The organism is Chitinophaga eiseniae (assembly GCF_900167135.1).
Taxonomy (GTDB): domain Bacteria; phylum Bacteroidota; class Bacteroidia; order Chitinophagales; family Chitinophagaceae; genus Chitinophaga; species Chitinophaga eiseniae.
On record NZ_FUWZ01000001.1, the window covers coordinates 427,941 to 454,745 of the forward strand.

Sequence of the window (26,805 nt, forward strand, 5' to 3'; positions counted from 1 at the left end):
CCCTTTAAAAGGTTATTTCAGTTCCTTTTAGTTTTGGGAGTTCTCTGTACAGCAGAGGGCGTTTTAACCAAATTAAACACATAAGAAATGGCAAAAGAGATCGCAACGTACGTGAAATTGCAGGTGAAAGGCGGCCAGGCCAACCCTGCACCTCCGATTGGTCCTGCACTGGGTTCCAAAGGTGTGAACATCATGGAGTTCTGCAAACAGTTCAATGCCCGCACCCAGGATAAAATGGGTAAAGTATTGCCTGTATTGCTGACTGTTTACACTGACAAATCATTTGACTTTGTAATTAAGACTCCTCCGGCACCTGTACAGCTGCTGGAAGCTGCTAAAATTCAAGGTGGTTCTAAAGAGCCTAACCGTAACAAGGTGGGTAAAGTGACCTGGGCACAGGTGGAAGCTATCGCACAGGATAAAATGCCTGATCTGAACTGCTTCACACTGAACAGCGCTATGAAAATGGTAGCTGGTACTGCTCGTAGCATGGGTATTACTGTTGAAGGTAAAGCTCCCTGGGAAAACTAATTGGTTCACCCTGTTAAGGCAGGAACTTTAAATCATTTTGACAATGGCAACTAAAAAGAGAAAAGTAGCGCAGGCTAAAGTTGATAAAAACAAGGCGTATTCGCTGAAAGAAGCCTCTGCTCTGGTAAAAGATATCAACTGCACTAAATTCGACAGCTCTGTCGATATACATATCCGCTTAGGCGTTGATCCTAAGAAAGCAGACCAGGCTATCCGTGGTTCCGTAACGCTTCCCCACGGTACTGGTAAAACTAAGAAAGTTTTAGTACTCTGCACACCTGACAAAGAAGCTGCCGCTAAAGAAGTTGGTGCTGATTTCGTAGGTTTGGACGAGTTTATCCAGAAGATTGAAGCTGGCTGGACTGAGATCGATGTGATCATCGCTACTCCGGCTGTAATGCCTAAAATCGGTAAACTGGGTAAAATCCTGGGTCCCCGCAACCTGATGCCGAACCCGAAAACCGGTACTGTTACCAACGACGTAGCTGCTGCTGTGAACGAGGTGAAAGGTGGTAAAATTACCTTCAAGGTAGATAAAGCTGGTATCATCCACGCTTCTATCGGTCGCGTATCTTTTGCTGCTGATAAAATCGAACAGAACTCTCAGGAGCTGATCAATGCTATCATCAAGCTGAAACCAGCTACTGCAAAAGGCACTTACCTGAAAGGTCTGTCCATGGCTTCTACTATGAGCCCTGGTATCGCCATCGACACTAAATCTGTTCAAAACTAATTGATCACGCGTGTGTAGCCTTATCTGCAAGGAGGGGCTTGCTACAAACGGTAAAATATGAATAAAGATCAAAAAAATGAAGTGATCGAACTGCTGAAAAGTAAGTTCTCTCAATATAACAACTTCTACATCACTAACACCGAATCATTAACGGTAGCGCAGGTTAACGACCTGAGGAAGACTTGCTTTGACAAGCAGGTGGAAATGAAGGTGGCTAAAAACACCCTGATCCGTAAAGCACTGGAATCTCTGGACAGCGAGAAATATGCCGGTATTTTCGATTCTCTGCACGGTGTAACCGCCCTGATGTTCTCTGACAGCCCGAAAGAGCCGGCCCTGATCATCTCCAGCTTCCGTAAAGCGAACGCTAAACTGGAAAAACCAGTACTGAAAGCAGCATTCGTAGCTGACGAAATCTTCATCGGCGACAACCAGCTGACTGCCCTGACCAACATCAAGACCAAGAACGAGCTCATCGGCGAAGTTATCGGTCTGTTGCAATCCCCTGCAAAACGCGTTATCGCTGCTTTGCTGGAAAAAGGCAAGAAAGAAGGCGCAGTGGAAGAAGCTCCTGCTGCAGAATAATTGGAATTTGTGGATTTACGGATTTAGAAATTTTGGAATTTATTCCTCCGTTTAAATCAAAAAATCAAAAAATCCGAAAATCAGAAAATTCCTACATAACAATGGCTTCCAAGTCACAATATAATTAACAAACTTTACAAACATTACATTAAAACATTATAAAATGGCAGACGTAAAAGCATTAGCCGAACAATTAGTAGGTTTAACTGTTAAGGAAGTACAAGAACTCGCAGACGTACTGAAAAACGAGTACGGCATTGAACCAGCAGCTGCTGCAGTAGTAGTTGCAGCCGGCGACGGTGGTGGTGCAGCAGTTGAAGAAAAAACTGCTTTCAACGTAGTGCTGAAATCTGCAGGTGCTTCCAAACTGAACGTTGTTAAGGTTGTAAAAGACCTGACCGGTCTGGGTCTGAAAGAAGCGAAAGAACTGGTTGACGGCGCTCCTAAATCTGTGAAAGAAGGCGTTAGCAAAGCAGAAGCTGAAGATCTGAAAGCTAAGCTGACTGAAGCAGGTGCTGAAGTTGAAATTCAGTAATTCTTTGCTTAGTATACATCTTTTAAAGGTCAAAAGTGCCCATGGTACTTTTGGCCTTATTCCCTTTGGGAAAGTGTCTTTTTCAGAGAGTCAAAACGGGGAATCACCCAGGGTGACTTTGACCAGGTGCAGAAGGCATGTCTAAAATCAGGATGAATATTGGCAAAGAAATCTTAATTTCCCTAATTCTTACAAAGTCATATAACTGCTAACTTCGAATATGTCTCTAAAAAAAGCCCAAACAAACGAAAGAGTAAATTTTGGAAAGATCAAACAAGTTACTGAGACACCGGATCTGTTGGCTATCCAAATCCAATCTTTCAAGGATTTCTTCCAATTAGAAACCACACCAGACAAACGAAATAACGAAGGCCTTTTTAAAGTATTTAAGGAGAACTTCCCGATTACAGATACCCGCAATATCTTCAATCTGGAGTTCCTTGATTATTTCGTAGACCCTCCGCGCTATACCATTGAGGAGTGTATTGAACGTGGGCTTACTTATTCCGTACCGTTGAAGGCGAAACTGCGTCTCAGCTGTAATGATGAGGAGCATGTGGATTTCCAGACAATTGTGCAGGACGTGTTCTTAGGTAACATTCCCTACATGACCCCAAGAGGTACTTTCGTTATTAATGGTGCTGAGCGCGTAGTTGTTTCCCAGCTGCACCGCTCTCCTGGTGTATTCTTTGGTCAGTCTGTTCACCCGAACGGAACCAAGATCTACTCTGCAAGAGTGATCCCGTTCAAAGGGGCCTGGATGGAGTTTGCAACCGACATCAACAATGTGATGTATGCTTACATTGACCGTAAGAAGAAATTCCCTGTTACCACCCTGCTGCGTGCCATCGGTTATGAAACCGATAAGGACATCCTGCAGCTGTTTGGTATGGCTGATGAAGTAAAAGCAGACAAGAAAAGTCTTGATAAATACGCCGGCAAAAAGCTGGCTGCCCGCGTTTTAAGAAGCTGGGTGGAAGACTTTGTGGATGAGGACACCGGTGAAGTGGTAAGTATCGAGCGTAACGAGATTATGCTCGAGCGTGACAGCATTCTGGACGAAGCGAACATCGAGACCATCGTAGATATGGGTCTGAAAAGCGTATTCGTACAGAAAGAAGAGGTGAGCGGCGATTTCTCCATCATCTACAACACATTAAATAAGGATACATCCAACTCCGAGCTGGAAGCCGTTCAGCACATCTACCGCCAACTGCGCGGTGCCGATGCGCCGGATGATGAAACAGCAAGGGGTATCATCGATAAATTATTCTTCTCCGACAAACGTTATGACCTCGGAGACGTAGGCCGTTACAAAATCAACCGGAAACTGGGTCTGTCTACTCCGCTGGACATGAAAGTGCTGACGAAAGACGACATCATTTCCATCATCAAATACCTGGTACAACTCACCAATGGTAAAGCAGAGATCGACGATATCGATCACCTGAGCAACCGTCGTGTACGTACCGTGGGAGAACAGCTGTACGCTCAGTTCGGCGTAGGTCTGGCCCGTATGGCCCGTACCATCCGCGAACGTATGAACGTCCGCGACAACGAGGTGTTTACGCCGGTAGACCTGATCAATGCGAGGACCCTGTCTTCCGTGATCAACTCCTTCTTCGGTACCTCCCAGCTGTCACAGTTCCTCGACCAAACCAACCCGCTGTCTGAGATCACGCATAAACGCCGTATCTCCGCCCTCGGTCCCGGTGGTCTGAGCCGTGAAAGAGCAGGCTTTGAGGTGCGTGACGTTCACTACAGCCACTACGGCCGTCTGTGTACCATCGAAACACCGGAAGGCCCGAACATCGGTCTGATTTCCACCCTTTGCGTACACGCGAAGGTGAATGAAATGGGCTTCATCGAAACACCTTACCGTAAAGTAAACGCGGGCAAGGTAGACATGGTGAAAGTAGAGTTCCTGAGCGCTGAAGAAGAAGATACCGTGAAGATCGCGCAGGCCAACGCTCCGCTGGATGACAAAGGCAACTTCCTCAACGATAAAGTAAAATCCCGCGAAACCGGCGACTTCCCGATCCTGGACAAACAGGACGTGGAGTTCATGGACGTAGCGCCTAACCAGATCGTAGGTCTGAGTGCTTCCCTGATTCCGTTCCTCGAACATGATGACGCCAACCGTGCGTTGATGGGATCAAACATGCAACGTCAGGCCGTGCCACTGCTGAACCCGGAAGTACCTATCGTAGGTACCGGCCTCGAAGCAAAGGCAGCACGCGACTCCCGCCTGCAAATCACTGCAGAAGGCAAGGGCGTGATCGAATTCGTGGACGCCAAGGAAATCCATGTTCGTTACGAGCGTGACGAACTGCAGAAACTGGTGAGCTTCGAAGACGACCTGGTGATCTATAACCTGACCAAATTCGTTAAAACGAACCAGAGTACCTGTATCAACCTCAGACCTTGCGTGAAGAAAGGTCAGCGCGTGGAAATAGGCGACTTCCTCACGGAAGGTTACGCTACCCGCGGCGGTGAACTGGCGCTGGGCCGTAACATGAAAGTGGCGTTCATGCCATGGAAAGGTTACAACTTTGAGGATGCGATCGTAATCTCTGAACGTGTAGCACGTGAAGACCTCTTTACCTCCATCCACATCGACGAATACGAACTGGAAGTACGTGACACCAAACTGGGTGAAGAAGAGCTGACCCCGGATATCCCGAACGTGAGCGAAGAGGCTACGAAAGACCTCGACCAGAACGGTATCATCCGTGTGGGCGCCCACATCAAGGAAGGTGACATCCTGATCGGTAAAATCACTCCGCGTGGTGAATCTGATCCTTCTCCGGAAGAGAAACTCCTCAGAGCGATCTTCGGTGACAAGGCATCTGATGCGAAAGACGCTTCCCTGAAAGCACCTCCGTCCACAGAAGGCGTGGTGATCGACAAGAAGCTGTTCAGCCGCGCTAAGAAAGATAAAAACTCCAAGACCCGTGAAAAAGCGGCGATTGAGAAACTGGAAAAAATACACCAGAAAAATACAGAGGACCTGCTGGAAGTACTGATGAGCAAACTGCTGGTATTGCTGAAAGACAAAGTGTCTCAGGGCGTTACCAACACTTACGGTGAAGTGCTGATCTCCAAAGGTTCCAAGTTCTCCCAGAAGAACCTGGTGAATGTTGATTTCATGAACGTGAACCCGCTGGGCTGGACTACCGACGAGGTGACCAACGACCAGATCAACACCCTGCTGCACAACTACAACATCAAGTACAACGAAGAGCTGGGCCGTTACAAACGTGAGAAATTCAATATCTCCATCGGTGACGAACTGCCTGCCGGCGTACTGAAACTGGCGAAGGTTTACCTGGCCAGCAAACGTAAGCTGAAAGTAGGGGATAAGATGGCGGGCCGCCACGGTAACAAGGGTATCGTTGCCAAGATCGTGCGTGACGAAGACATGCCGTTCCTGGAAGACGGTACACCGCTGGACATCGTACTGAACCCGCTGGGCGTACCTTCCCGTATGAACCTCGGACAGATCTACGAAACCGTACTGGGCTGGGCAGGTCTGAAATTGGGCGTACGTTTCGCTACCCCGATCTTTGACGGTGCTACTACCGAAGAAATAGCCAAATATATCAACGACGCAGGACTGCCGAGCTTTGGCCACACTTACCTGTATGATGGTGAAACCGGCGACCGCTTCCACCAGAAAGCAACCGTGGGTGTGATCTACATGCTCAAACTGAGCCACATGGTGGACGACAAAATGCACGCCCGTTCTATCGGACCGTACAGCCTCATCACGCAACAGCCGCTGGGTGGTAAAGCCCAATTCGGTGGTCAGCGTTTTGGTGAGATGGAGGTGTGGGCACTGGAAGCTTACGGTGCAGCCAACATTCTGCAGGAACTGCTTACCATCAAATCCGATGATATCGTTGGCCGTGCCAAAGCATATGAATCTATCGTAAAAGGTGACAACATCCCGAAAGCCGGTGTACCTGAATCCTTCAACGTATTGATCCATGAATTGCGTGGCCTGGGTCTGGATCTGAAATTTGACTAAGAGCTTTTAGCTACCAGCCATTAGCCCCGGGCTAATGGCTGATAGCTTGGATATTTCGCAGGAATAAAATTTTTGTCGCTGGGCTTAACACCAACGGCTAACAGCTAAAAGCTAATAACAGATGGCTATCAAAAAAGAAAATCGTCCTAAATCTAATTTTAACAGCATCACCATCAGTCTGGCTTCTCCCGATGTAATTCTGGAGCGTTCATACGGTGAGGTGCTGAAACCTGAAACCATCAACTACCGTACTTACAAGCCGGAACGTGATGGTTTGTTCTGCGAAAGAATATTCGGGCCTGTAAAGGATTACGAATGCTATTGCGGAAAATATAAACGTATCCGTTACAAGGGTATCGTGTGCGACCGCTGCGGTGTGGAAGTAACGGAGAAAAAAGTACGTCGTGAAAGAATGGGCCACATCCGTCTGGTAGTGCCCGTTGTACATATATGGTATTTCAAATCCCTCCCTAACAAGATCGGTTACCTGCTGGGAATGTCTTCCAAAAAGCTGGAAACCATCGTTTACTACGAAAGATACGTGGTAATCCAGGCGGGTGCGAAACAGGAGAAAGGAATGAACTACGGTGATCTGCTCACAGAAGAAGAATACCTGGACATCCTGGATACCCTGCCTAAAGACAATCAGCTGTTGCCGGATGAAGATCCCAACAAGTTCATTGCCAAAATGGGTGCTGAAGCGGTGGAAATGATGCTGGCCCGTATTGACCTGGACAGCCTCTCTTACCAGCTGCGTAACCAGGCCGCTACTGAAACTTCCCAGCAACGTAAAGCGGAAGCGCTGAAACGTCTGAGCGTAGTGGAAGCTTTCCGTGACGCCAACAGCCGCGTGGAAAACCGTCCTGAATGGATGGTGATGCAATATATCCCTGTAGTACCGCCTGAACTGCGTCCGTTAGTGCCGCTGGATGGTGGCCGTTTCGCGTCTTCCGACCTGAACGATCTGTACCGCAGGGTGATCATTCGTAACAACCGTCTGAAACGTCTGATCGAAATTAAAGCACCGGAAGTGATCCTGCGTAACGAAAAACGTATGCTGCAGGAAGCGGTGGATTCCCTGTTCGACAACTCCCGTAAATCCAATGCGGTGAAAGCGGAAGGTGGTCGTGCCCTGAAATCCCTCTCCGACGTGCTGAAAGGTAAACAAGGCCGTTTCCGTCAGAACCTCCTCGGTAAACGTGTGGACTACTCCGGTCGTTCCGTTATCGTGGTTGGCCCTGAGCTGAAACTGCATGAGTGCGGTCTGCCGAAAGATATGGCTGCCGAGCTGTTCAAACCGTTTATTATCCGTAAACTGATAGAAAGAGGCATCGTGAAAACCGTGAAATCAGCGAAAAAGCTGGTAGACCGGAAAGAAGCGGTGGTTTGGGACATCCTGGAAAACGTGCTGAAAGGTCACCCGGTATTGTTAAACCGTGCTCCGACCCTGCACCGTCTGTCTATCCAGGCGTTCCAGCCTAAACTGGTGGAAGGTAAAGCGATCCAGCTGCACCCGCTCGTGTGTTCTGCGTTCAACGCCGACTTTGACGGTGACCAGATGGCGGTACACGTGCCGTTGAGCAACGCTGCTATTCTGGAAGCCCAACTGCTGATGCTGTCTTCCCACAACATCCTCAACCCGCAGAACGGTACGCCGATCACCCTGCCTTCCCAGGACATGGTGCTTGGTCTGTATTACATCACCAAGGGTAAGAAAACCATGGGCGATGTAGTGGTAAGAGGTGAAGGCAAAGCGTTCTACTCTGCTGAAGAGGTGATCATTGCCCTGAACGAAGACAGAATTGACCTGCACGCTCACATCCGTGTGAAAACAACGGTGAGAACGGCTGAAGGCAACCTGGAAAACAAACTCGTGGAAACAACTGTAGGCCGCGTACTGTTCAACCAGTTTGTACCGAAAGAAGCAGGTTATGTAAACGCACTGCTGACCAAAAAATCACTGCGTGAAATCATCGGTGATATCATCAAATACACAGATATTCCGAAAACAGCCAAATTCCTGGACGACATCAAACAATTAGGTTTCCGCATGGCGTTCCGCGGTGGTCTGTCATTTAACATCAATGACCTGATCATTCCGGAAGTTAAGCAGGAAATGATTGATGCTGCTGCCGGTGAGGTGGACGAAGTTTGGGATAACTATAACATGGGTCTGATCACCAACAACGAACGTTACAACCAGATCATCGACATCTGGTCCCGCGTGGATACCAAGGTGACAGAAACCCTGATCCGTGAGCTGGCAACAGACAAACAGGGCTTCAACTCTGTTTACATGATGCTCGACTCCGGTGCGCGTGGTTCCAAACAGCAGATCAAACAGCTGGCAGGTATCAGGGGTCTGATGGCCAAGCCGCGTAAGAGTGGTTCTACCGGTTCCGAGATCATTGAAAACCCGGTATTGTCCAACTTTAAAGATGGTCTGAACGTATTGGAATACTTCATCTCTACCCACGGTGCCCGTAAGGGTCTTGCGGATACGGCGTTGAAAACGGCGGATGCGGGTTACCTGACCCGTCGTCTGGTAGACGTTGCCCAGGACGTGGTGATCAACGAAGAGGACTGCGGTACCCTGCGTGGTATTGCTACCGCTGCGTTGAAAGACAACGAAGAGGTGATCGAAACACTGTACGACCGTATCCTTGGCCGTACTTCCCTGCACGACGTATTCGATCCTCATACCGAAGAACTGCTGGTAGGCGCCGGTGAAGAAATCACCGAGGATATCGCTCATAAAATTGAATCCAGCGCGATCGAAACTGTAGAGATCCGTTCCGTACTGACCTGCGAAAGCCGTCGTGGCGTGTGCGTAAGATGTTACGGTAAAAACCTTGCTACCGGTTACACGGCACAGCGTGGTGATGCAGTAGGCATCATCGCTGCCCAGTCCATCGGTGAGCCTGGTACACAGCTGACACTGCGTACGTTCCACGTGGGTGGTGTTGCGGGTTCTACTTCCGTTGAATCCGGCCTCCAGGCTAAATTTGACGGTACTATCCAGTTCGATGGCTTACGTACTACCACCTACGAAAACAACGAAGGTGAAAAAGTACAGGTGGTTATCGGCCGTACCGGTGAGTTGCGTATCATGGACGTGAAAAACGATCGTCTGCTGGTAACCAACAACATTCCTTACGGTTCCACCCTGCTGGTGAAAGACGGACAGAAAGTGGCCAAAGGCGAACAGATTTGTACCTGGGACCCCTTCAACGCCGTTATCGTGTCTGAAATTCCGGGTAACATCCGTTTCGACAGCATCATTGAAGGTATCACCTTCCGTGAAGAGGCAGACGAACAAACCGGTCACCGCGAGAAAGTGGTTATCGAAACCAAAGACAAAAACAAGATCCCGTCTATTTATGTAGATGGTAATAAAGAGGTGAAATCTTACAACTTACCGGTAGGTTCCCACATCGTGATCTCTGAAGGTGATCATGTGAGAGCTGGTCAGGTAATTGTGAAAATACCCCGTATCATCGGTAAACTGCGAGACATCACCGGTGGTCTGCCACGTGTAACCGAGCTGTTTGAAGCACGTAACCCGAGCAACCCTGCCATCGTTTCTGAAATCGACGGTGTGGTAGCCTTTGGTAACATCAAACGTGGTAACCGTGAGATCATCATCGAAAGCCGTGAAGGTCAGATCAAGAAATACCTGGTGCCTTTGACCCGTCACATCCTGGTTCAGGACGGTGACTTCGTGAAGGCCGGTACTTCCCTGTCTGACGGTTCTACTACTCCTGCAGACATCCTGGCTATTAAAGGTCCGTTTGCCGTACAGGAATACCTGGTAAATGAAATCCAGGAAGTATACCGTTTACAGGGTGTAAAGATCAACGACAAACACATCGAGGTGATTGTTCGTCAGATGATGCGCAAAGTAAACATCGAAGATCCCGGAGATACCCGCTTCCTGGAAGGCGATACCGAAGACAGGTTCGACTTCTTCGAAGAGAACGACATGATCTTTGATAAGAAAGTGGTCACTGAAGCCGGCGAGTCCGCCACCCTGAAAGCTGGTCAGATCGTGACCCTGCGTCAGGTGCGTGAAGAAAACTCCCTGCTGCGCCGCGCCGATAAGAAACTGGTAGAATTCCGTGATGCACAACCGGCTACTTCCAGCCCGCTGCTCCAGGGTATTACCAAAGCGTCTCTCGGCACCCGTAGCTGGATCTCCGCTGCGTCCTTCCAGGAAACCACGAAAGTACTGTCTCAGGCAGCGATCAATGGTAAGATCGACGATATGACCGGTCTGAAGGAAAATATCGTTACAGGTCACCTGATCCCGGCCGGTACTGGTCTGCGTGAATTCGAAAACATGATCGTAGGTTCCAAAGAAGAATACGACATCCTGGCCTCTTCCAAAGAAGTGTTCCAGTTTGACGAAGAAGAATAGCTGTGATGGTCATGATTATTACTGATTTTGCTGACTAAGCGAAGATTGGCAGTGTCTGACCAGCAGTTCGAGATAAAGAGGACGCCCTCATTGATGAAAATCGATGAGGGCGTCCTCTTTTGGGATCGTTGATGCCGGCAGACTATTTTATGTAGAAGTCCAGTAACCGGCAAAAGCAGGCGGGATCAGGGAAATCAGTAATAATCATGGTCATCAAAGTTCTTTTTAGTACTTTACAGCCGGTTTTAAAAACGATCCGGAAATTCATGAAAAAACTGCTTATTGTAGTATTGGGATGGCTGATAGTGATGACGGCCTGTAAGAAGAACAGCGATTCTGCCATTCCTGTGACCGCTTCCAGCTTTATGTTTTTTAACGGTGTCCGGGACGTTGTGTATGACATCTGGCTGGATACCACCCTTATTATGAAAAATGTGGCCTTCGGCCAAAGTACGCCCTACCGGGAAATGCGGGCGCAGCTGTATACCATCCGCGTGGTGGACCATAATCGTCCGAAAGATACCATAAGAGTAGGGCAAATAAACCTGCGCAATAAACGGATTTTTTCGACTTATGTGGGGTTTGATTCCGCCAACACACGGCTCGTTGCTATGGCCGTTGAAGACGACCTGACACCAGCTCCGCCGGAAAATATGAAACTTCGGATCGTGAATTTAAGCTGGGCTTTCCGGCCCAACGGGCAATCGGCCACTGTAGACCTGTTTTCCAGGACCACGCCTATCTTCAGGGGTATGGGCTCTCCGCAGTTCACCAACTTTGCCATACTGCCCGGAGACAGTACCTATCCGTTTAATTTCCGGCGTAATGACGACACCACCGTTGTTCCCAATCAGTTCCCTTTTAAGGCAGAAACAGGGAAGATCTATACCGTAGTGCTGACCGGTAACGCAATGACTTCGACTTTGTTCAAGACTTTCACGATCACCAATAATTAGCCCGTTGAGGGCTGTAATGCGTGGGGCTGTAGCAAAAAGCTTCGTTAAAAATGGGAATCCGGATTTGAAAATCCGGTAAAAGCTTTATTTTAGCCCTTCAATTTTAAAACCTTAAAAGGAGTAATCTACCTATTAACATGCGCACTTGTAAACAATTCGTATCAAAAGCATTATTAGCGGCATTGGCAGCCGGTTTATTTATGGCCTGCAACGGCAACAAGGCTGGCAACAACAATGCGCCTGCTAACACTCCCGCCGCGGGTACGAACACTCCCGCAACAGGTTTCAAAATTGCTTATGTGGACCTGGACTCCCTGGAAGCACATTTCGAATACTTCAAACAAAAGAAATCGGAGCTGGAGCAGAAACAACAGGGTATGGAAAATCAGCTGAAAGCGAAAGCCAGAGCTTTACAGTCTGAATACCAGGACCTGCAGCGTAAAGCATCCACGCTGACCCAGGAGCAGGGCGAGGCAGCACAACGCAGCCTGATGGCCAAACAGCAGCAGCTGGAGCAGGAAGCACAGAATATGCGTGCAGATTATGCCCAGAGTGAAACCAAATTCAACGAAGAGCTGCAGAAAAGGCTGGACGATTTTCTGAAATCCTTTAATTCAGATAAACGTTATGCGTATATCTTCTCTTTCCGTACCGGTCAGAGCAACATTCTGTATGCAGATCCGGCTTATGATGTGACCGCAGATGTGATCAAAGGCATGAATGATAAAGGCGCCGAAGCACCTGCCGCCAAATAAAGAAAATAACAGGCAAACATTAAAAATTTTGTCTACCTTATAGTCCCGGTTTCCCAAAGAGCCGGGACTTTTTAATTTCTACCGTTATATGGACATCAACCAAAACAATTCATTCAAGCCCACACTGGGCTTATTAGATGCTACTATGATCGTTGCCGGTTCCATGATAGGGTCCGGTATTTTTATTGTTACCGCAGAGATAGCCCGCAGTGTGGGCGGCGCCGGATGGGTGACGGCCATGTGGGTACTGGCCGGCGTGGTGACGCTCATTGCAGCACTCAGTTACGGCGAGTTATCCGGGATGTTTCCCAAAGCAGGCGGGCAATACGTATATCTGCGTGAAGCCTACAATCCTTTTATCGCTTTTCTGTTTGGCTGGACGCAGTTCGGCGTTATCCAGACAGGTACCATCGCCGCAGTAGCCGTGGCTTTTGCCAAATTTACCGCTTACCTCATCCCCGGATTCAGCGAGAAAAACATCCTCCTGTCGTTCAACGCGGAGCTGAAACCGGTCTTCCAGGTGTCTGCAGCGCAGGTGGTAGCCATCGTTTCCATTATCCTGCTCACCTATATCAATACACGGGGCGTAAAACACGGGAAGGTGATACAGACCGTGTTTACCATGGCCAAGCTGCTGTCGCTGTTCGGGCTGATCATTTTTGGTTTTTTGCTGGGCGCTAAAGCGGAGATCTGGAATGCCAACTGGCAGGACCCGTGGAATCACTTTTCCCTGGAAGCGGTGAACGGGGACACGATTGTTAAATCATTATCAGGATTGGCATTCTTCGGCGCTGTTGCCGTATCCATGAAGGGTTCCCTGTTTTCCAGCGATGCGTGGAACAATGTGACTTTCATTGCTGCAGAAATCAAGAACCCGGCCCGTAACATCGGCCGGTCACTGTTTCTGGGTACGCTGATCGTGACCATTATTTATGTGAGCTGCAACCTGATGTACCTGGCCGTATTGCCACTGCATGACATCGCTTTCGCCGCCAATGACAGGGTGGGGGTAGCCGCTGCAGAGAAGATCTTCGGGGGCATTGGTTCCGGTATTATCGCTGTGATGATCATGATTTCCACTTTCGGCTGCAATAACGGACTGATCCTGTCTGGCGCCCGTATCTATTATACGATGGCGCAGGATGGGCTGTTTTTCCGTAAAGCAGGGGAGCTGAACAAGCACGCAGTGCCCGCCCGCGGACTGTGGATACAATGCTTCTGGGCGTCACTGCTGTGTCTGACAGGCCGTTACAACGACCTGCTGGCGCTGGTGATCTTTGGCGTACTGATCTTTTATGTGCTGACCATCCTGGGCATTTTTGTGCTGAGAAGGAAGCGTCCGGACCTGGAAAGGCCTTACAAGGCTATCGGTTACCCGGTGCTGCCGATGATCTATGTGTTGGTAGCGCTTTCACTGGCCACACTGCTGCTCATTTTCGAATCTAACTATACTTTACCTGGTCTGGGCATCATTTTATTGGGTATTCCCCTCTATTTTCTGGCGATGCGAAGCAAAGGAAAAGCGCTCTCCTAGCTAAAAAGGACAACAAAAAGGGAAATTTAACACAAACGTTGTATAAAATTTTGGGGCCACTGCGGTTTTATTAGCAGTGGCCCCTCTTAATTTGCATAAACAAACGAAGGACTAGTGAAGCAGAACCCTACTGGATCGCAGAAAACCCTATAGCAGAAAAGCTAAAATAAAAATCGGCATTGCCACATCACAACGGAGTAAACGCTGCATGCAGCATCAGTTTTTTATTGAACTAAAATGTATGCCCTGAGTATTTGTTAGAATAGTTGTTGGATAAGTTGTATGTCATTTTATGGACCCTCAAATTATATAAGCCATCAGAGTATTATATATATCTACATCTAAAAAAATTACCAGAAAAATATTTATTGCCAACAATGGTGTTCTATGGACATCATCATCATAGAGTATGAAAAAATATCAGGCGATAGAAAGGTATCTCAACCCCAAGATAACCATTAAAAGCCTACACGATTTGCATTCTCGAACATTCACATGACAATCTTTTACAACAAGCGTATGGTTTCTACCATGCGCTTCTTTTTTATTTTGATATTTAGTCGTTTGATTACCGCGTTGTTAGAGGGAGTGTAGGCGGTTTAAAATATTCAAATGATTAAATAATCAAATCATCAAATGATGGTTATTTTTGCAGCATGTTTACAACCACCTCCAACAGTATATTTGACCGGAGCATACAGGATTATCACCGGTACAATGATGTGCATCAGGCCATCAGCAATCCCTATGAAAAAAGCAGTATTGAACATCTGCTGTATATGAAAAACTGGATCGACACGGTACAATGGCATCTGGAAGATATCATCCGCGATCCGCAGATAAACCCTGCAGAGGCGCTGCATATCAAGCGTTGGATTGACCGGTCCAACCAGGAACGTACCGATGTGGTGGAATATATTGACAGTTATTTCCTTGAGCAATATAAGAACGTGAAACCTGCTGCAGACGCGGAGATCAACACTGAAAGCCCTGCATGGGCCATCGATCGTTTGTCTATTCTCGCCCTGAAGATATATCACATGCAGGAAGAAGCCATCCGTGCAGATGCTACACCGGAGCACCGGGAAGCCTGTCAGCGTAAGCTGGACATCCTGCTGGAGCAACGCACTGATCTGAGCACTGCCATTGAAACGCTGCTGGCAGACATCGCGGCGGGCAAAAAGTACATGAAAGTGTACAAGCAGATGAAGATGTACAATGATCCTTCACTGAACCCTGTATTATACAAGGGGGAAAAATAACCGGTTTCCTTGGCAATTACTACCACTATACTGGTCACCCGTTTTTCCGCCCTCGGGGATGTGGCGATGACCGTGCCGGTCATGAAGCAGGTGCTGGACGAAAATCCGCAGCTGCAGATTGTTTTTGTGACCAACAAAAACTGGGGCGCCCTGTGCGCTGGTATTCCGCGGCTGGTGTTTTTCCCGGCCGATGTAAAAGGCGAACATAAAGGCGTGCCCGGGTTATACCGCTTATTCCGCAGCATCAGCCATCAGTACCGGATTGACGCCGTAGCGGACCTGCACAATGTGCTGCGGTCCAGGATCGTGCGTACTTTTTTCCGGCTGACGGGCAAACGGGTGGCCGCTATTGATAAAGGCCGCGCCGGTAAAAAGGCGCTTACCCGCAAGGAGAACAAGGTGTTGCAGCCACAGACCAGCACTATTGAGCGTTATGCGATCGTTTTCCGACAGCTGGGCCTGCATTGTACCATGGGGACACAGCCGGTTTTTGCCCCACAGCCGCTTCCGGAGCGGGTATTGGCGGTTACCGGCGCCAAAGGCGCCCAGCAGTGGATAGGACTGGCCCCTTTTGCCACCTACCGGGAGAAAATGTACCCGCTGGCCAAAATGGAAATGACACTGGCCGGACTGGCTGCCACCGGCAACTACCGGATATTGCTTTTCGGCGGCGGCAAAAAGGAAGTTGAACAGCTGAATGAGCTGGCGGCGCGTTATCCACAGACCCTCTCCGTAGCAGGCCGTTTTTCGCTGGAGGAAGAACTGACGCTGATCAGCCAGCTGGACGGTATGATCAGCATGGACTCCGCCAATATGCACCTGGCTTCCCTCTATGGGGTGCCAGTAGTGTCCGTATGGGGCGCTACCCACCCGTATGCCGGATTTATGGGCTACGGGCAGTCGGAGCAGCGGGCGGTGCAAATCACTGATCTGAGCTGCCGGCCGTGTTCTGTTTTTGGCAATAAACCCTGTTTCAGAGGCGACCATGCCTGTATGGAATGGATCAAACCGGAACAGATAACAGAAAAAGTAATAAGTGTTATCCGTTAAGATGCTTAACCATGGCGTGTTTTGGTGGATATTCGAAAAATATTGCAAGTTTTTTTTGCAGAAATAAAAAAAGTTATACTTTTGCCATCCCAAACAACAAGGTGATTGCCCAATAGTATAATGGTAGTACGACAGATTTTGGTTCTGTTTGTCTAGGTTCGAATCCTGGTTGGGCAACAAAAAGAGCAAGAAAGACAGATGATGCTCAATAAACTTTAAACCGCTGCGACGAAAGTTTCAGCGGTTTTTGTTTTATATGTTAACTGACACTCGTTTTGCCTTAGCCCTTATTTAATCCCAAATTGTCCCATCGGGAGATGGATACAACTCCAGCCAGAGCGCTTTTATCTGGCATTAATTATTGTCAGTTGAACACAGCCAGTTGGCGGATACAGTGAAGAAAAGTTGAGGTTTTATCGGTATTATATTACTGGTTTCGCATGATTATTAAGCGATTTTATGCTTTGGAAATTAAAATCGGTAGTATATTACCGAAATATAGAAGTTTTGGTAAAAAACTTCGTATCAGAAACGCCGGCGCTTGTTGAAGATAATAAGTATCTGTTTATTGAAACATCTTCTCAAACGGACATGTCTGAATCCGGGGAACTGCTCCGGCCGGAGATCGTAGACGGGACGATGATTGTCAGTATCGGGAAATAGCAATGCTATCAATATACGCATTTGCCAGGAGGGAGCTATACCGGAATTCAGTATAAGGGGGAAAAAGAAAAGACATTCATATGAATTTCTACACACGCAAATGGGTAAAACCAGAAGATCTCAACGCGCATGGTACTTTATTCGGGGGCAGTTTACTGCGGTGGATCGATGAAGAGGCGGCCATTTATTCCATTATCCAGCTGGGCACCAACCGGTGTGTGACCAAGTACATGTCGGAAATCAATTTTATCAATTCCGCCCGGCAGGGAGATATTGTGGAATTGGGCATCAAAGCGGTGCATTTTGGGCGTACATCGCTGACACTGACCTGCGAGGTACGGAATAAGATCACCCAGAAGAGTATCCTGACGATTGATAAAATTGTATTTGTGAGCGTGGATGAAAAAGGACAACCAACGCCGCATGGCAGAACTGCCATTACTTATACCGATGAGCGGTTAAGAGAAGAATAGATTTAATGATTTCATTTAATAAAAATGCAGCAGCGGGAGGACCACTGCTGCATTATCTTTTTTAGACAGTATAAAAAAGAGGGTGGGTAAAACTACAATGGATCAGGCCGGTTAAATATTCGCTCGCGGAGTTCTGCGTGAGGCAGGCAGGTTTTTCAATCCACTTCTTTCATGATCACTGCAAATGAACTCTGTGAAGCAAAAGTACTTACCTGTAGCGGATCTTCGGCATTTGTAGCATCTACATGCCTACTACAAACTAATTTTTTACCTATCTACAAAACCTCTACAAGTTGTATTTTTGGCGGATGAACCATATCCTAAAGACGAGGGTCGTAATAGTGTTTGTAGCCCTGTTTTCTCTACTGACAGCCAGTAGTTTTGCACAGACGGTACAGGATTCCCTGAAGCGGGTATTGCAACAGCCCGGATTAACGCCGGAAGAACAGGTGATGACACGGATCAGGATGGGGCGGGCGCTGGTAGACGGCAGCCGGAAAGACGCCATTGCCAGCACGCGTACCGCGCTGGAGATGAGCCGCTCCCTGAAAGACAAAAAGTATGAAGCACTGGCGCATTCTGCGCTGGTATCGCTGGAATATACCGCGGAAGATACCGCGGTGGCATCGCATCACCTGGACACCGCCTTCCGGCTGGCCCGCGAATCGGGAGACCAGCTGACACTGTCCAGCATATGGTATCGTAAAGGATGGCTGGAAAGCCGTACCGGCAAGCCGCATGAAGCGGTGAAGAGCTTCCAGGAGTCGCTGAAACTGGGCAAAAGCTTCCCGGGCAACGTCTACGAGACCAATGTATATTATAATCTCGCTGCTATTTATGCCGACTGGAACGATACCGAAACACAGTACCGTTACGCAAAAGCCTGCCTGGCTTCCGCGATGTCCCGTTCAGACCCGGACGATATCTGCAACGGCTACCAGGCCATGGCCACCAGTTTTGAATACCAGTTTAACGGCGATACTGCTAAACGGGAACTGCTGGATTCCGCGCTTTACTACAACCGCAAGGCCATTGGTGTTTATGAAGCCAATGCGCAGCGTATCAGCTTTCGCAGCATGATTGCCTTACTGGCGCTCAATACGGCCAACCTGTATGATCAGTTTTTTCCGCGTACTTACCGGGACACGGCACAACATTACCTGGACATCGCGCTGAAGATTGGTAAGGAGACCGACCAACAGGAGGTAGTGGCCAGTTGTTACGGGATGATGAGCACCTTTGCCATGAATGACGGGAATTACAACCAGGCATCCGACCTGTTGCTGGCCGGACTGATTGCATTAAAAACGTATCCTGTGCCCGACAACCGGCTGATGGCGCGCCTGATGGAAGCCTTGTCCGACGTGGCGGAGAGAAAGGGCGACCTGCCCAAGGCGCTGGAATACGCCCGGGAATACAGTCACTATTACGCCAAAGCTTTCGACGCCGATCGCATGGCGATCGCCAAGAAGCTGGAAGCCCAGTACCAGGCCCGTCAACGGGAGCAGGAACTGGTAACGCTCCAGGAGAAAGCGGCGTTTAACCGTAAACTGAATATTGTATATATCGGGCTGATTGTTGCCTGCCTGGTGGCGCTGCTGTATCTGTTCCGGTCCTATCACTTCCGTTTGAAGACCACCATTCAGCAACAGCAGCTGCTGGAAAAGGAGAAGCAGGATGGTGTGTTGCAGATACGCCTGAAAGAAGAAGAGGCCATGCGCCTGCAGCTGGAAAAGCAGGAAGCAGAATTGCAGGCCCGCCTGCAGACGGAAGAAGCGGCGCGTTTGCAGGCAGAACAGGAGCTGATACAGACGCAGAAAGAGCAGTTGCAGAAAGACCTGCTGGCAGGTACCTTACAGGTAGAGCAGAAAAATGAGTTACTCGAAACGTTGCAGGAAAAACTCCGTGATAAGGCAGTACAGCCCGACCTGGTCAAGCAGATTTCCCGGATGATCGAAACGCATAAGCGCATGGACAAAAACTTTGAGACCACGCGGACGGAGTTTGAAAACATCCATCCCGAGTTTTTCCGGAAGCTGCAGGAGAAGGCCGGCAACAATCTTACCAAGCTGGATTTAAAGCACTGTTCCTATATCTCCATCGGTTTGTCCACCAAAGAAATTGCGTCGCATCTGGGCGTGGCGCCGAAGAGTATCCTGATGTCGCGGTACCGTATTAAACAAAAGCTGGGACTGGCCAAGGAAGAGGGGCTGGATGCGTGGCTGATGGCCTGGAGAGAAAATAACCCGCTGAGCGAAGACGCAGCGGGTTAATGGAATTGGGGCCGGATGAAATGTTCGGGCTAAGTTTATTGTTGCAGGAAAACGAACCGGTTCTCAAAGAATTTTCCGATGACCGGTATCGGTTTCTGTACGCCGCTGTTGGCATTGATAATACCAAATACCATGAATATCAGCGGCAGCAGGCTGAGTACGGAGAAGATCGCGGACAGCGCGGGGATAATGCTCAACAGGATGCCGGCGGCCACAGACCATATAAGTCCCGCTACCGCGAGGCCGAGTGCCTGTTCCAGATGGTAGTTAACAAAATTGTCCCTGTTCTCCTTGCTCTTTACATAGGCGATAATCCATCCGATGATTGTAATGTAACCGATGATAGCCCATTGTTTTGTCTTCATAGTTGCGCTGATGTTGATGTTTAAAAAAATGATAAAAGGATAAAATGGAATCAGCACAAAGGTAGGCGACCGCGCAACCGTTCCTGTTTTTGTAGATACTACAGTGGGTCTACAGGGGATGGAAAAGTATATCTACAAAAGATCTACAAGTTTTATAAATAATTAATAATCAAGTTGTTAACTATTCTTTGAATATCAATCCCAACCACCCGATTGATCTCATAGGAGGGAGCGTGGTTTTATAGGCTTACAATTTGTTAGTAGCATACAACATGCTGTAGCCGCCGCCGCAATGATACTTACTATCTAATTTCGCGGCAAATGGAGCACATCCATGAAAAAATTAACTTATATCGGTTGGCTCGGCATGATTGGCATTATCACCACAGGATTCGGCATTATCAGGATATTGTCACAGGTGGTACGCGCCCCGTTTTCTGGCCGGCGCCGCCAATATGATCTCCGCTGCGCCGCATGTACCGGACTTTGCAACGGTATGGCAGTATCTTTTGATCACCTCTGGATGTCTGTCGGTACAGCTGTGAGCGGCATGGTGATCACGACACATAGTGTGGCTTATGCGCCATAAGTGGGAACGGTCTTTGGCGTGGCAACCATAGTGCTGGTAGCGTTGCGGGCCTTTCTCCGTGCCCGTACCCGCAGCCGGTATGCGTGGCACAATGATTGTGCCCCTGCCGGTATGAAAAAATCCATTCTTTCCACATTCGTAAGGGCCATTGGCCTGGGGATAGTATCTGGCATGCGTAGCACCATGGGGCCTGCGTTTGCGAGCCAGTATGCTAACCGTTACCCGTCGCGGCAGCTGAAAGGCAGCCCGCTGGGATTTATGCAGCGGGATACGGTGATGCGAGGCCTGCAGACGATGGCCGCCGGTGAGATGGTGGTAGACAAAGTACCTGGCGTTAAAGACCGTATTATTCCCGGTGCGCTTGCAGCACGGGCTGCCGCCGGCGGATTGGCGGGAGCTACCGTGTACCAGTCCCATGGCGACAAGGCCTGGCGCGGCGCGTTGGTAGGTGCTGTGGCTGCGGTGGCGGCGTCTTACGCCTGCTTTTACCTGCGTAAGTATGCCGGTAAAAAATATAAAGTGAAAGACGGCTTTGCCGGCGGCGTGGAAGATCTGCTGGCGGTGGGTATTGGCGCGGGTTCTACGGCTGGCAAGTAATTATTCGTATAACCTTTTACGTTATACCCCCGGCGTTGCCGGGGTAATCATACTGTATCCTGCGCACGAAGCAACGGAAACTCCACAACCAATGCAATCCATGCCAGGGAGCAATCATACTGTATCCTGCACACGAATACAGGTATCCAGCCCTGCCACCCCGGACGGTGGCGGGGCTTTTGATTTTAATTTATATATTTGAAGTATTCCTTTCGAATGCAAACTTGAACCAACTGAACCAATCGGAAAATTACTCCTGGGAGCAACTGCAACGCGATCCGGCCGCCTTTGAACGATTTTTTAAAATCACGGCTGCGGCTTTGTGCGTCTATGCCCTGCGTATCGTAAAAGACAGGCAGGCGGCGGAAGACATTGTACAGGATTTCTTTTCACGCTTGTGGCAGAAACGCGGCCAACTTAACATACAGGCGCCTCCCCAGCGCTATGCCTACCGGGCGGTACATAATGCCTGCCTTAATTATTTAAGGGACAATCCTGTTATTTCGGACAATGCCCTGCCGGAGCACATACCGGTAGATGAAGAAGCAATAGAACGGGAACTGCAGCTGCAGCAGCGGATACAGCAGCTGGAGCAGGTAGTGGCCGGGTTACCGCAACAATGCAGGACTGTATTTGAAAAAGTATGCCTGGAGCGGAAAAAATACAAAGTGGTAGCAGCAGAACTGGGGATATCGGTGTTCACCGTCAGGAACCAGGTTGCCAAAGCGTATGAAATATTAAGGAATAATATTCTCTTAGAGCTGATCTGCTTACTGGTACTGGATTTACTGGCGGGATGAAAAAATCTTTTAAAAAAATCCCTTGCCGGCGTAGTACATTTTAAACCTATTCGTGTCATCATAACAACGGCCCTTCATCCATGAAAGAGACAGACATTCACATATTATCCGGTATACTGAGCGGGGAACTTCAACCGGAAGATCCAACGGTACAGTCGTGGTTGCAGGAAGACCCTGCAAGAGCGCTGCTGTTGGAGGAACCGGAGCAACTGCGCCGGGTAGTGGAGGAATGGCATTTACAGCAGTCTTTCGATACCCGCCGTATGTGGGCAGGTATTGTAGAGGAGACGGGGCCCGTTGTAGTAAGGCATCGTAACATCCGTATATTATGGCGCGCTGCCGCAGCGGCACTGCTGCTGATAGCCGGTGTTTACTGGTTCATGCAACGGACAAAACAAACAACATTACCCAGCGATACGCTGGCCGCCGTCAAACAGAAGCCCGCCGGCAATTTTGCGATATTGCAGGCCGGGGACGAAACAGTGTCGTTACAGGGCAAAGACAGCAGTTTTGTGCTGGGAGGCAACCAGGTGAATATACATAATGGTCATATGCGGGTGGCCACGGACAAGCCGGTGACCTATACGTTGCGTACACCCCGCGGCGCCAATTACCAGGTGCAACTGCCCGATGGTTCCAAAGTGTGGCTGAATGCGGCATCCAGTATTACCTATCCTTCCGTTTTTCCCGGTAATGAGCGGCGCGTAACAGTGATGGGAGAAGTGTATTTTGAAGTGGCAGCCATAGCGCAGCAACCATTTGTGGTGCAGGCGGGCATACAGGAGATCACCGTGCTCGGAACGGCGTTTGGCATCCGCCAGTATGAAAAAGAACAACAAGGGCTTACTACACTGGTCAATGGAAAAGTAAAAGTGCAGGCCGCCGGAAAAGACCAGGTGCTGCAACCAGGAGAACAGGCCATTGTAAGTGGCAGCCAGCTGCAGGTGATACCTGTGGACACGGAAGAATTTACTTCGTGGAAAGACGGCTGGATACGTTTCCGTAACAAACCATTAATATCCATACTACAAACGATTTCACGGTGGTATGACATCGATATACAGGCAGATGATCAACAACTAACAGGACAGTATTTTACTTGTTATATTAATAAAGAACAGGGACTGGGAGAATGCCTCCAGTCATTGAACAACAGCACCAACCAATTTTTGTTTTCGTTGCAAGGATCAACCATAATAGTGACAAAAAAATAGTCTGCGGGTATTTACAGCTCAGCTGATTTTTAATTAACCAAAATTAATAGTGATGAAACTAAAGGGGATACCTATGCCTTTCCGAAAAGGCTGGTCACTACATTTTCATGCAGTATTGCTCTGTTCCTGTATGACTGTCTTCGCAGGAACAATAACTGTCAGCGCCCAGTCGCCCAAAGCCACCATTACGTTGTCTATCAAAGACAGAACGGTAAAAGCCGTGCTGAAAGAAATTCAGCAAAAGACCTCCTATGAATTTTTTTACAGTGACACAGAAGTAGACCTGAACAGGCACATATCTGTCAACCTGCAGCAAGCCTCCCTGCAGGAAGCTTTGCAGACCGTACTGGGAAAACAATACAACTGGCGCATACAGGGAAAATATGTGTATATCACTGTCCCGCAGCCTTCCAGGGACAGTCATCCCGCCAATTCACAGGAACCGTCTGTAGATAACCGGCTGGTGAGCGGTACCGTTACCACCGTATCGGGTGCGCCGCTGACAGGGGTGACCATCCGGGTAAAAGGTACTGGTAACGGCGCTGTCACAGACGGCAGCGGTCATTTTCAGTTGTATGCAGGGAATGGTCAGCAGCTGGAATTTTCTTTCATTGGTTACGACAGCCGGAAGGTAAAAACTGATACGGTACGCGGCCCGCTGATAGTGGCCTTGTCTGAAACGCCCCGTGCGCTGAACCAGGTAGTGGTTACCGGTTACAGCAACAAACGTATGGGAGAGCTGACCGGTGCAGTATCTCAGGTGACTTCCGAAGAATTGCAGACGACCACCACCCAATCCATCTTTGATAATTTGCAGGGGAAAGTAGCCGGTATGAACGTATCGCTTAGCGGTGGTAACAGTGGCGGTAACACTTCTTCTACAATCGTTATCCGTGGCAAGGGGTCCATGGGACGTAATGCTACACAGCCGCTGGTAGTGATCGATGGCATTATCCAGGAATACATCAATGACAGGGACCCGCTCAGCAATATTTCGCCTACGGACATTGCTTCCGTCACCGTATTGAAAGACGCGGCTTCCGCTGCGCTATATGGCTCCAGGGCGGCCAACGGCGTACTGGTGATCACCACCAAACGCGGCAGCCCTGGTGGCGGTGGTACAAAGGTTGGCGCTAATGTTACCTATGGGCTTAATAAAGCATCGCTGGGTAAATTCAGGGTGATGAACAGCCAGGAGCGGTTCGGTCTGCAACAACAGACTTACCGCAATCAGTATATGGATGCCAACCCCGGCGCCAGCGAAACAGCGATCAACGATTATGTGCATTCGATGGTACCGGACAGTCTATTGAAATATAACACTGACTGGCGTGAGCTGTTTCTGAGAACTGGCCAGACGCAGAATTATAATGTATGGGTGTCCGGTGGCGACCAGCGGGTGAAATATTATGCCTCCGGCGATTATTTTAATGAAGTGGCTCCCCTGATAACTGACAGCTACCGGAAATACAATTTCCGTTTTAACGTGGACTTCCAGGCCACAGAACGGTTGTCACTTTCCACGAACGCAAGCATTTCCTATTCCAATGGTAAGTCAGGCGGCTTTTATACGCCCTACGGCGATGCGTTTAATATCATGCCGTGGGACACGCCTTTTTATGCAGACGGTACGCCTAAAATCGGCGGCCCCGATGAAAAAGGATGGTACAGCGGCGCCAGCTTCAACCCCATGTATGGTAAAGGACGCAGCGACGCTACCACCAAAGCTACGATCGGCGCGTTCGATCTGAATCTGCGTTATAAGTTGACCGACTGGCTGAGCTTCAGTTCGCGTAACCGGTACAGTTTTATCAACATGGACAGGGAACGTTACTCAGATCCGCTGGACCCCACCAGTTTTTTTAACACCCGTGGCGGTTATTACTCCCTTGCTCCCGGCAATACCAATAATATCATCACCACTGAAATGCTGCAGGTAGATAAATCTTTCAACCGGCATCATATTTCAGGATTGGCAGCATTTGAATTTAACCAGGTAACCGCCAAAAACAGCAGTGTTTCCGTGAACGGGCTGAAACCCGGCATACGGGCCATTAGTGCGGGAGATCCTGCCACTTTGTCTTTCAGGAATGAAATCACTGAAACAGCTTATCTGTCCCTGTTCTCCGAACTAAACTATAGCTATGATGGAAAATATTTTGCTACGGCCAGCTTCAGAAGGGATGGCTCTTCCAAGTTCGGGCAAAACAACAAGTATGGTAACTTCTATGCCTTCAGCGGCGCCTGGCAGTTGAGCAGAGAAAATTTCCTGCGTAACGCTAAAAATCTCGACCTGCTGAAACTCCGTGTCAGCTACGGTGTTTCCGGAAACGATCTGCCATTGGGGCCTTATCAGTATCTCACCTTATACCGCTATATTGACGCTACGGAAATATATGATCGCCAGAGCGGTACCCTGCAAGGCTCACAGGGCAACCCCGATCTGCATTGGGAAATGCAGTATACGACCAATATCGGCATTGACGCGGGTTTCTGGGACAGGGTAAACGTTTCCGTAGACCTGTATAATAAACTGAATAAGGGGCTGCTGCTGAGAGTTACACCACCTGCTACCAGCGGTGGTAATACCTATTATCAGAACATGGGCCGCATCCGCAACCAGGGGATTGAAGTGACCATGAATACCCGGCAGTTTAAAAATACGGCAGTGAAATGGTCTACCGATCTCACTTTTGCCTACAATAACAACAAGGTACTGGAACTACAGCCGGGCGCCAAGCTGTTGTATGACGGCCAGTATAGCGGTTCGGCCAAGATTGTGGGTAGCCCGATGAACAGTTATTATATGCCGGTATACGCCGGCGTAGATCCTACTACCGGCGAATCCCGTTTTGAAGTACTGGAAAAAGATGCCGATGGCAATTATACCGGAAAGGTGAACTACACTAATAATCCCGGGGCTGCCACGCTGCAGGTGCTGGGCAACAGCAATCCCAAATACATTGCGGGTATGACGAACAATCTTAGTTACAAGAATTTTACCCTCAGTGTGATGCTAAGTTATTTCGGTGGTTTGAAAATGCTGAACCGCACCCGTGCAGACCAGGACCTTGATGGTGCTGATGTACAGGCCAACAATGCCGCGCCGGCATCCGGACAGGTAAGGTGGCAGCGTCCCGGAGATATCGCTGATCTGCCGAAGGCGGGTAATAAAGTAGATAGTTATTTCCCTACCTCGAGATATGTGGAAGACGGTAGTTTTCTGCGACTGAAGAACATACGGCTGGGTTATGCGCTCTCTGAAAATGTTGTGAAGAAGCTGTGTGTATCTAAAGTGAATGTTTTTGTTTCAGGAGACAACCTGGCCACCTGGACAAAGTTTACCGGTATGGACCCTGAGAACAATTTCGGGGAGGAGAATGCCGGCAAAACACCTTTTACCAGGCGGTTCCTTGCCGGCATACAAGTAACATTTTAATCTT

20 protein-coding genes and 1 tRNA gene are annotated in these 26,805 nt (G+C 48.9%); 20 read left to right on the plus strand and 1 reads right to left on the minus strand.

Features of this window, described 5'->3' with window-relative positions; genetic code table 11:
- The first annotated feature begins 87 nt into the window (after nucleotides 1-87).
- From rplK to B5D63_RS01940, 15 genes are all read left to right on the plus strand, one after another.
- A complete protein-coding gene (gene rplK, locus B5D63_RS01875) occupies nucleotides 88-531 on the plus strand; it encodes a 50S ribosomal protein L11 (protein ID WP_078667078.1) in 444 nt (147 codons plus the stop codon).
- Nucleotides 532-574: 43 nt separating this feature from the next.
- Nucleotides 575-1,264, plus strand: a complete 690-nt coding sequence (rplA, locus tag B5D63_RS01880) for a 50S ribosomal protein L1 (RefSeq protein ID WP_078667079.1) — start codon at nucleotides 575-577, stop codon at nucleotides 1,262-1,264.
- Nucleotides 1,265-1,321: 57 nt separating this feature from the next.
- Nucleotides 1,322-1,849, plus strand: a complete 528-nt coding sequence (gene rplJ / locus B5D63_RS01885; protein WP_078667080.1) for a 50S ribosomal protein L10 — start codon at nucleotides 1,322-1,324, stop codon at nucleotides 1,847-1,849.
- Between the two features lie 163 nt (nucleotides 1,850-2,012).
- Nucleotides 2,013-2,384 carry a 50S ribosomal protein L7/L12 gene (gene rplL / locus B5D63_RS01890; RefSeq protein WP_078667081.1) on the plus strand — a complete coding sequence of 124 codons (372 nt, stop codon included), beginning with the start codon at nucleotides 2,013-2,015 and terminating at the stop codon, nucleotides 2,382-2,384.
- A gap of 220 nt (nucleotides 2,385-2,604) precedes the next feature.
- Nucleotides 2,605-6,414, plus strand: coding sequence for a DNA-directed RNA polymerase subunit beta (gene rpoB, locus B5D63_RS01895; RefSeq protein WP_078667082.1), 3,810 nt, complete (start codon nucleotides 2,605-2,607; stop codon nucleotides 6,412-6,414).
- Nucleotides 6,415-6,535: 121 nt separating this feature from the next.
- A complete protein-coding gene (gene rpoC / locus B5D63_RS01900; RefSeq protein WP_078667083.1) occupies nucleotides 6,536-10,831 on the plus strand; it encodes a DNA-directed RNA polymerase subunit beta' in 4,296 nt (1,431 codons plus the stop codon).
- 266 nt (nucleotides 10,832-11,097) lie between these two features.
- Nucleotides 11,098-11,787 (plus strand): DUF4397 domain-containing protein, encoded by a 690-nt coding sequence (locus B5D63_RS01905; RefSeq protein ID WP_159455859.1) that lies wholly within the window; start codon nucleotides 11,098-11,100, stop codon nucleotides 11,785-11,787.
- Between the two features lie 137 nt (nucleotides 11,788-11,924).
- Nucleotides 11,925-12,542, plus strand: a complete 618-nt coding sequence (locus B5D63_RS01910) for an OmpH/Skp family outer membrane protein (RefSeq protein WP_078667085.1) — start codon at nucleotides 11,925-11,927, stop codon at nucleotides 12,540-12,542.
- An 88-nt stretch (nucleotides 12,543-12,630) separates the two neighbouring features.
- Nucleotides 12,631-14,076 carry an APC family permease gene (locus B5D63_RS01915; protein WP_078667086.1) on the plus strand — a complete coding sequence of 482 codons (1,446 nt, stop codon included), beginning with the start codon at nucleotides 12,631-12,633 and terminating at the stop codon, nucleotides 14,074-14,076.
- Nucleotides 14,077-14,732: 656 nt separating this feature from the next.
- Nucleotides 14,733-15,338 carry a DUF4254 domain-containing protein gene (locus B5D63_RS01920; RefSeq protein ID WP_078667087.1) on the plus strand — a complete coding sequence of 202 codons (606 nt, stop codon included), beginning with the start codon at nucleotides 14,733-14,735 and terminating at the stop codon, nucleotides 15,336-15,338.
- Between the two features lie 9 nt (nucleotides 15,339-15,347).
- Nucleotides 15,348-16,388: a glycosyltransferase family 9 protein gene (locus B5D63_RS01925; protein ID WP_200816891.1), complete on the plus strand. Its 1,041-nt coding sequence runs from the start codon at nucleotides 15,348-15,350 to the stop codon at nucleotides 16,386-16,388.
- Nucleotides 16,389-16,494: 106 nt separating this feature from the next.
- A tRNA-Gln gene (locus B5D63_RS01930) sits at nucleotides 16,495-16,565 on the plus strand.
- A 330-nt stretch (nucleotides 16,566-16,895) separates the two neighbouring features.
- Nucleotides 16,896-17,051 (plus strand): hypothetical protein, encoded by a 156-nt coding sequence (locus B5D63_RS34920; protein WP_159455860.1) that lies wholly within the window; start codon nucleotides 16,896-16,898, stop codon nucleotides 17,049-17,051.
- A gap of 80 nt (nucleotides 17,052-17,131) precedes the next feature.
- Nucleotides 17,132-17,524: an acyl-CoA thioesterase gene (locus tag B5D63_RS01935; RefSeq protein ID WP_078667088.1), complete on the plus strand. Its 393-nt coding sequence runs from the start codon at nucleotides 17,132-17,134 to the stop codon at nucleotides 17,522-17,524.
- A gap of 308 nt (nucleotides 17,525-17,832) precedes the next feature.
- Entirely contained in the window at nucleotides 17,833-19,797 is a 1,965-nt protein-coding gene (locus B5D63_RS01940) for a LuxR C-terminal-related transcriptional regulator (protein ID WP_078667089.1), read from the plus strand.
- 35 nt (nucleotides 19,798-19,832) lie between these two features.
- On the opposite strand, the gene B5D63_RS01945 is transcribed toward B5D63_RS01940, so the two are convergent.
- Nucleotides 19,833-20,162, minus strand: coding sequence for a magnetosome magnetite crystal formation protein family (locus tag B5D63_RS01945; RefSeq protein ID WP_143312736.1), 330 nt, complete (start codon nucleotides 20,160-20,162; stop codon nucleotides 19,833-19,835).
- A 334-nt stretch (nucleotides 20,163-20,496) separates the two neighbouring features.
- Here B5D63_RS01945 and B5D63_RS01950 point away from each other — a divergent pair, with 334 nt between their 5' ends.
- The 5 genes from B5D63_RS01950 (at nucleotide 20,497) to B5D63_RS01970 (ending at nucleotide 26,801) form a co-directional block, all read left to right on the plus strand.
- Entirely contained in the window at nucleotides 20,497-20,751 is a 255-nt protein-coding gene (locus tag B5D63_RS01950) for a hypothetical protein (RefSeq protein ID WP_078667091.1), read from the plus strand.
- Between the two features lie 18 nt (nucleotides 20,752-20,769).
- Complete coding sequence (locus B5D63_RS01955) at nucleotides 20,770-21,348, plus strand: DUF4126 family protein (protein ID WP_143312737.1); 579 nt, start codon at nucleotides 20,770-20,772, stop codon at nucleotides 21,346-21,348.
- A 224-nt stretch (nucleotides 21,349-21,572) separates the two neighbouring features.
- Nucleotides 21,573-22,148 (plus strand): RNA polymerase sigma-70 factor, encoded by a 576-nt coding sequence (locus B5D63_RS01960; RefSeq protein ID WP_159455861.1) that lies wholly within the window; start codon nucleotides 21,573-21,575, stop codon nucleotides 22,146-22,148.
- A gap of 80 nt (nucleotides 22,149-22,228) precedes the next feature.
- Nucleotides 22,229-23,362, plus strand: coding sequence for a FecR family protein (locus B5D63_RS01965; RefSeq protein ID WP_078667094.1), 1,134 nt, complete (start codon nucleotides 22,229-22,231; stop codon nucleotides 23,360-23,362).
- A gap of 73 nt (nucleotides 23,363-23,435) precedes the next feature.
- Complete coding sequence (locus B5D63_RS01970) at nucleotides 23,436-26,801, plus strand: TonB-dependent receptor (protein ID WP_235021440.1); 3,366 nt, start codon at nucleotides 23,436-23,438, stop codon at nucleotides 26,799-26,801.
- The last annotated feature ends 4 nt before the right edge of the window (nucleotides 26,802-26,805 follow it).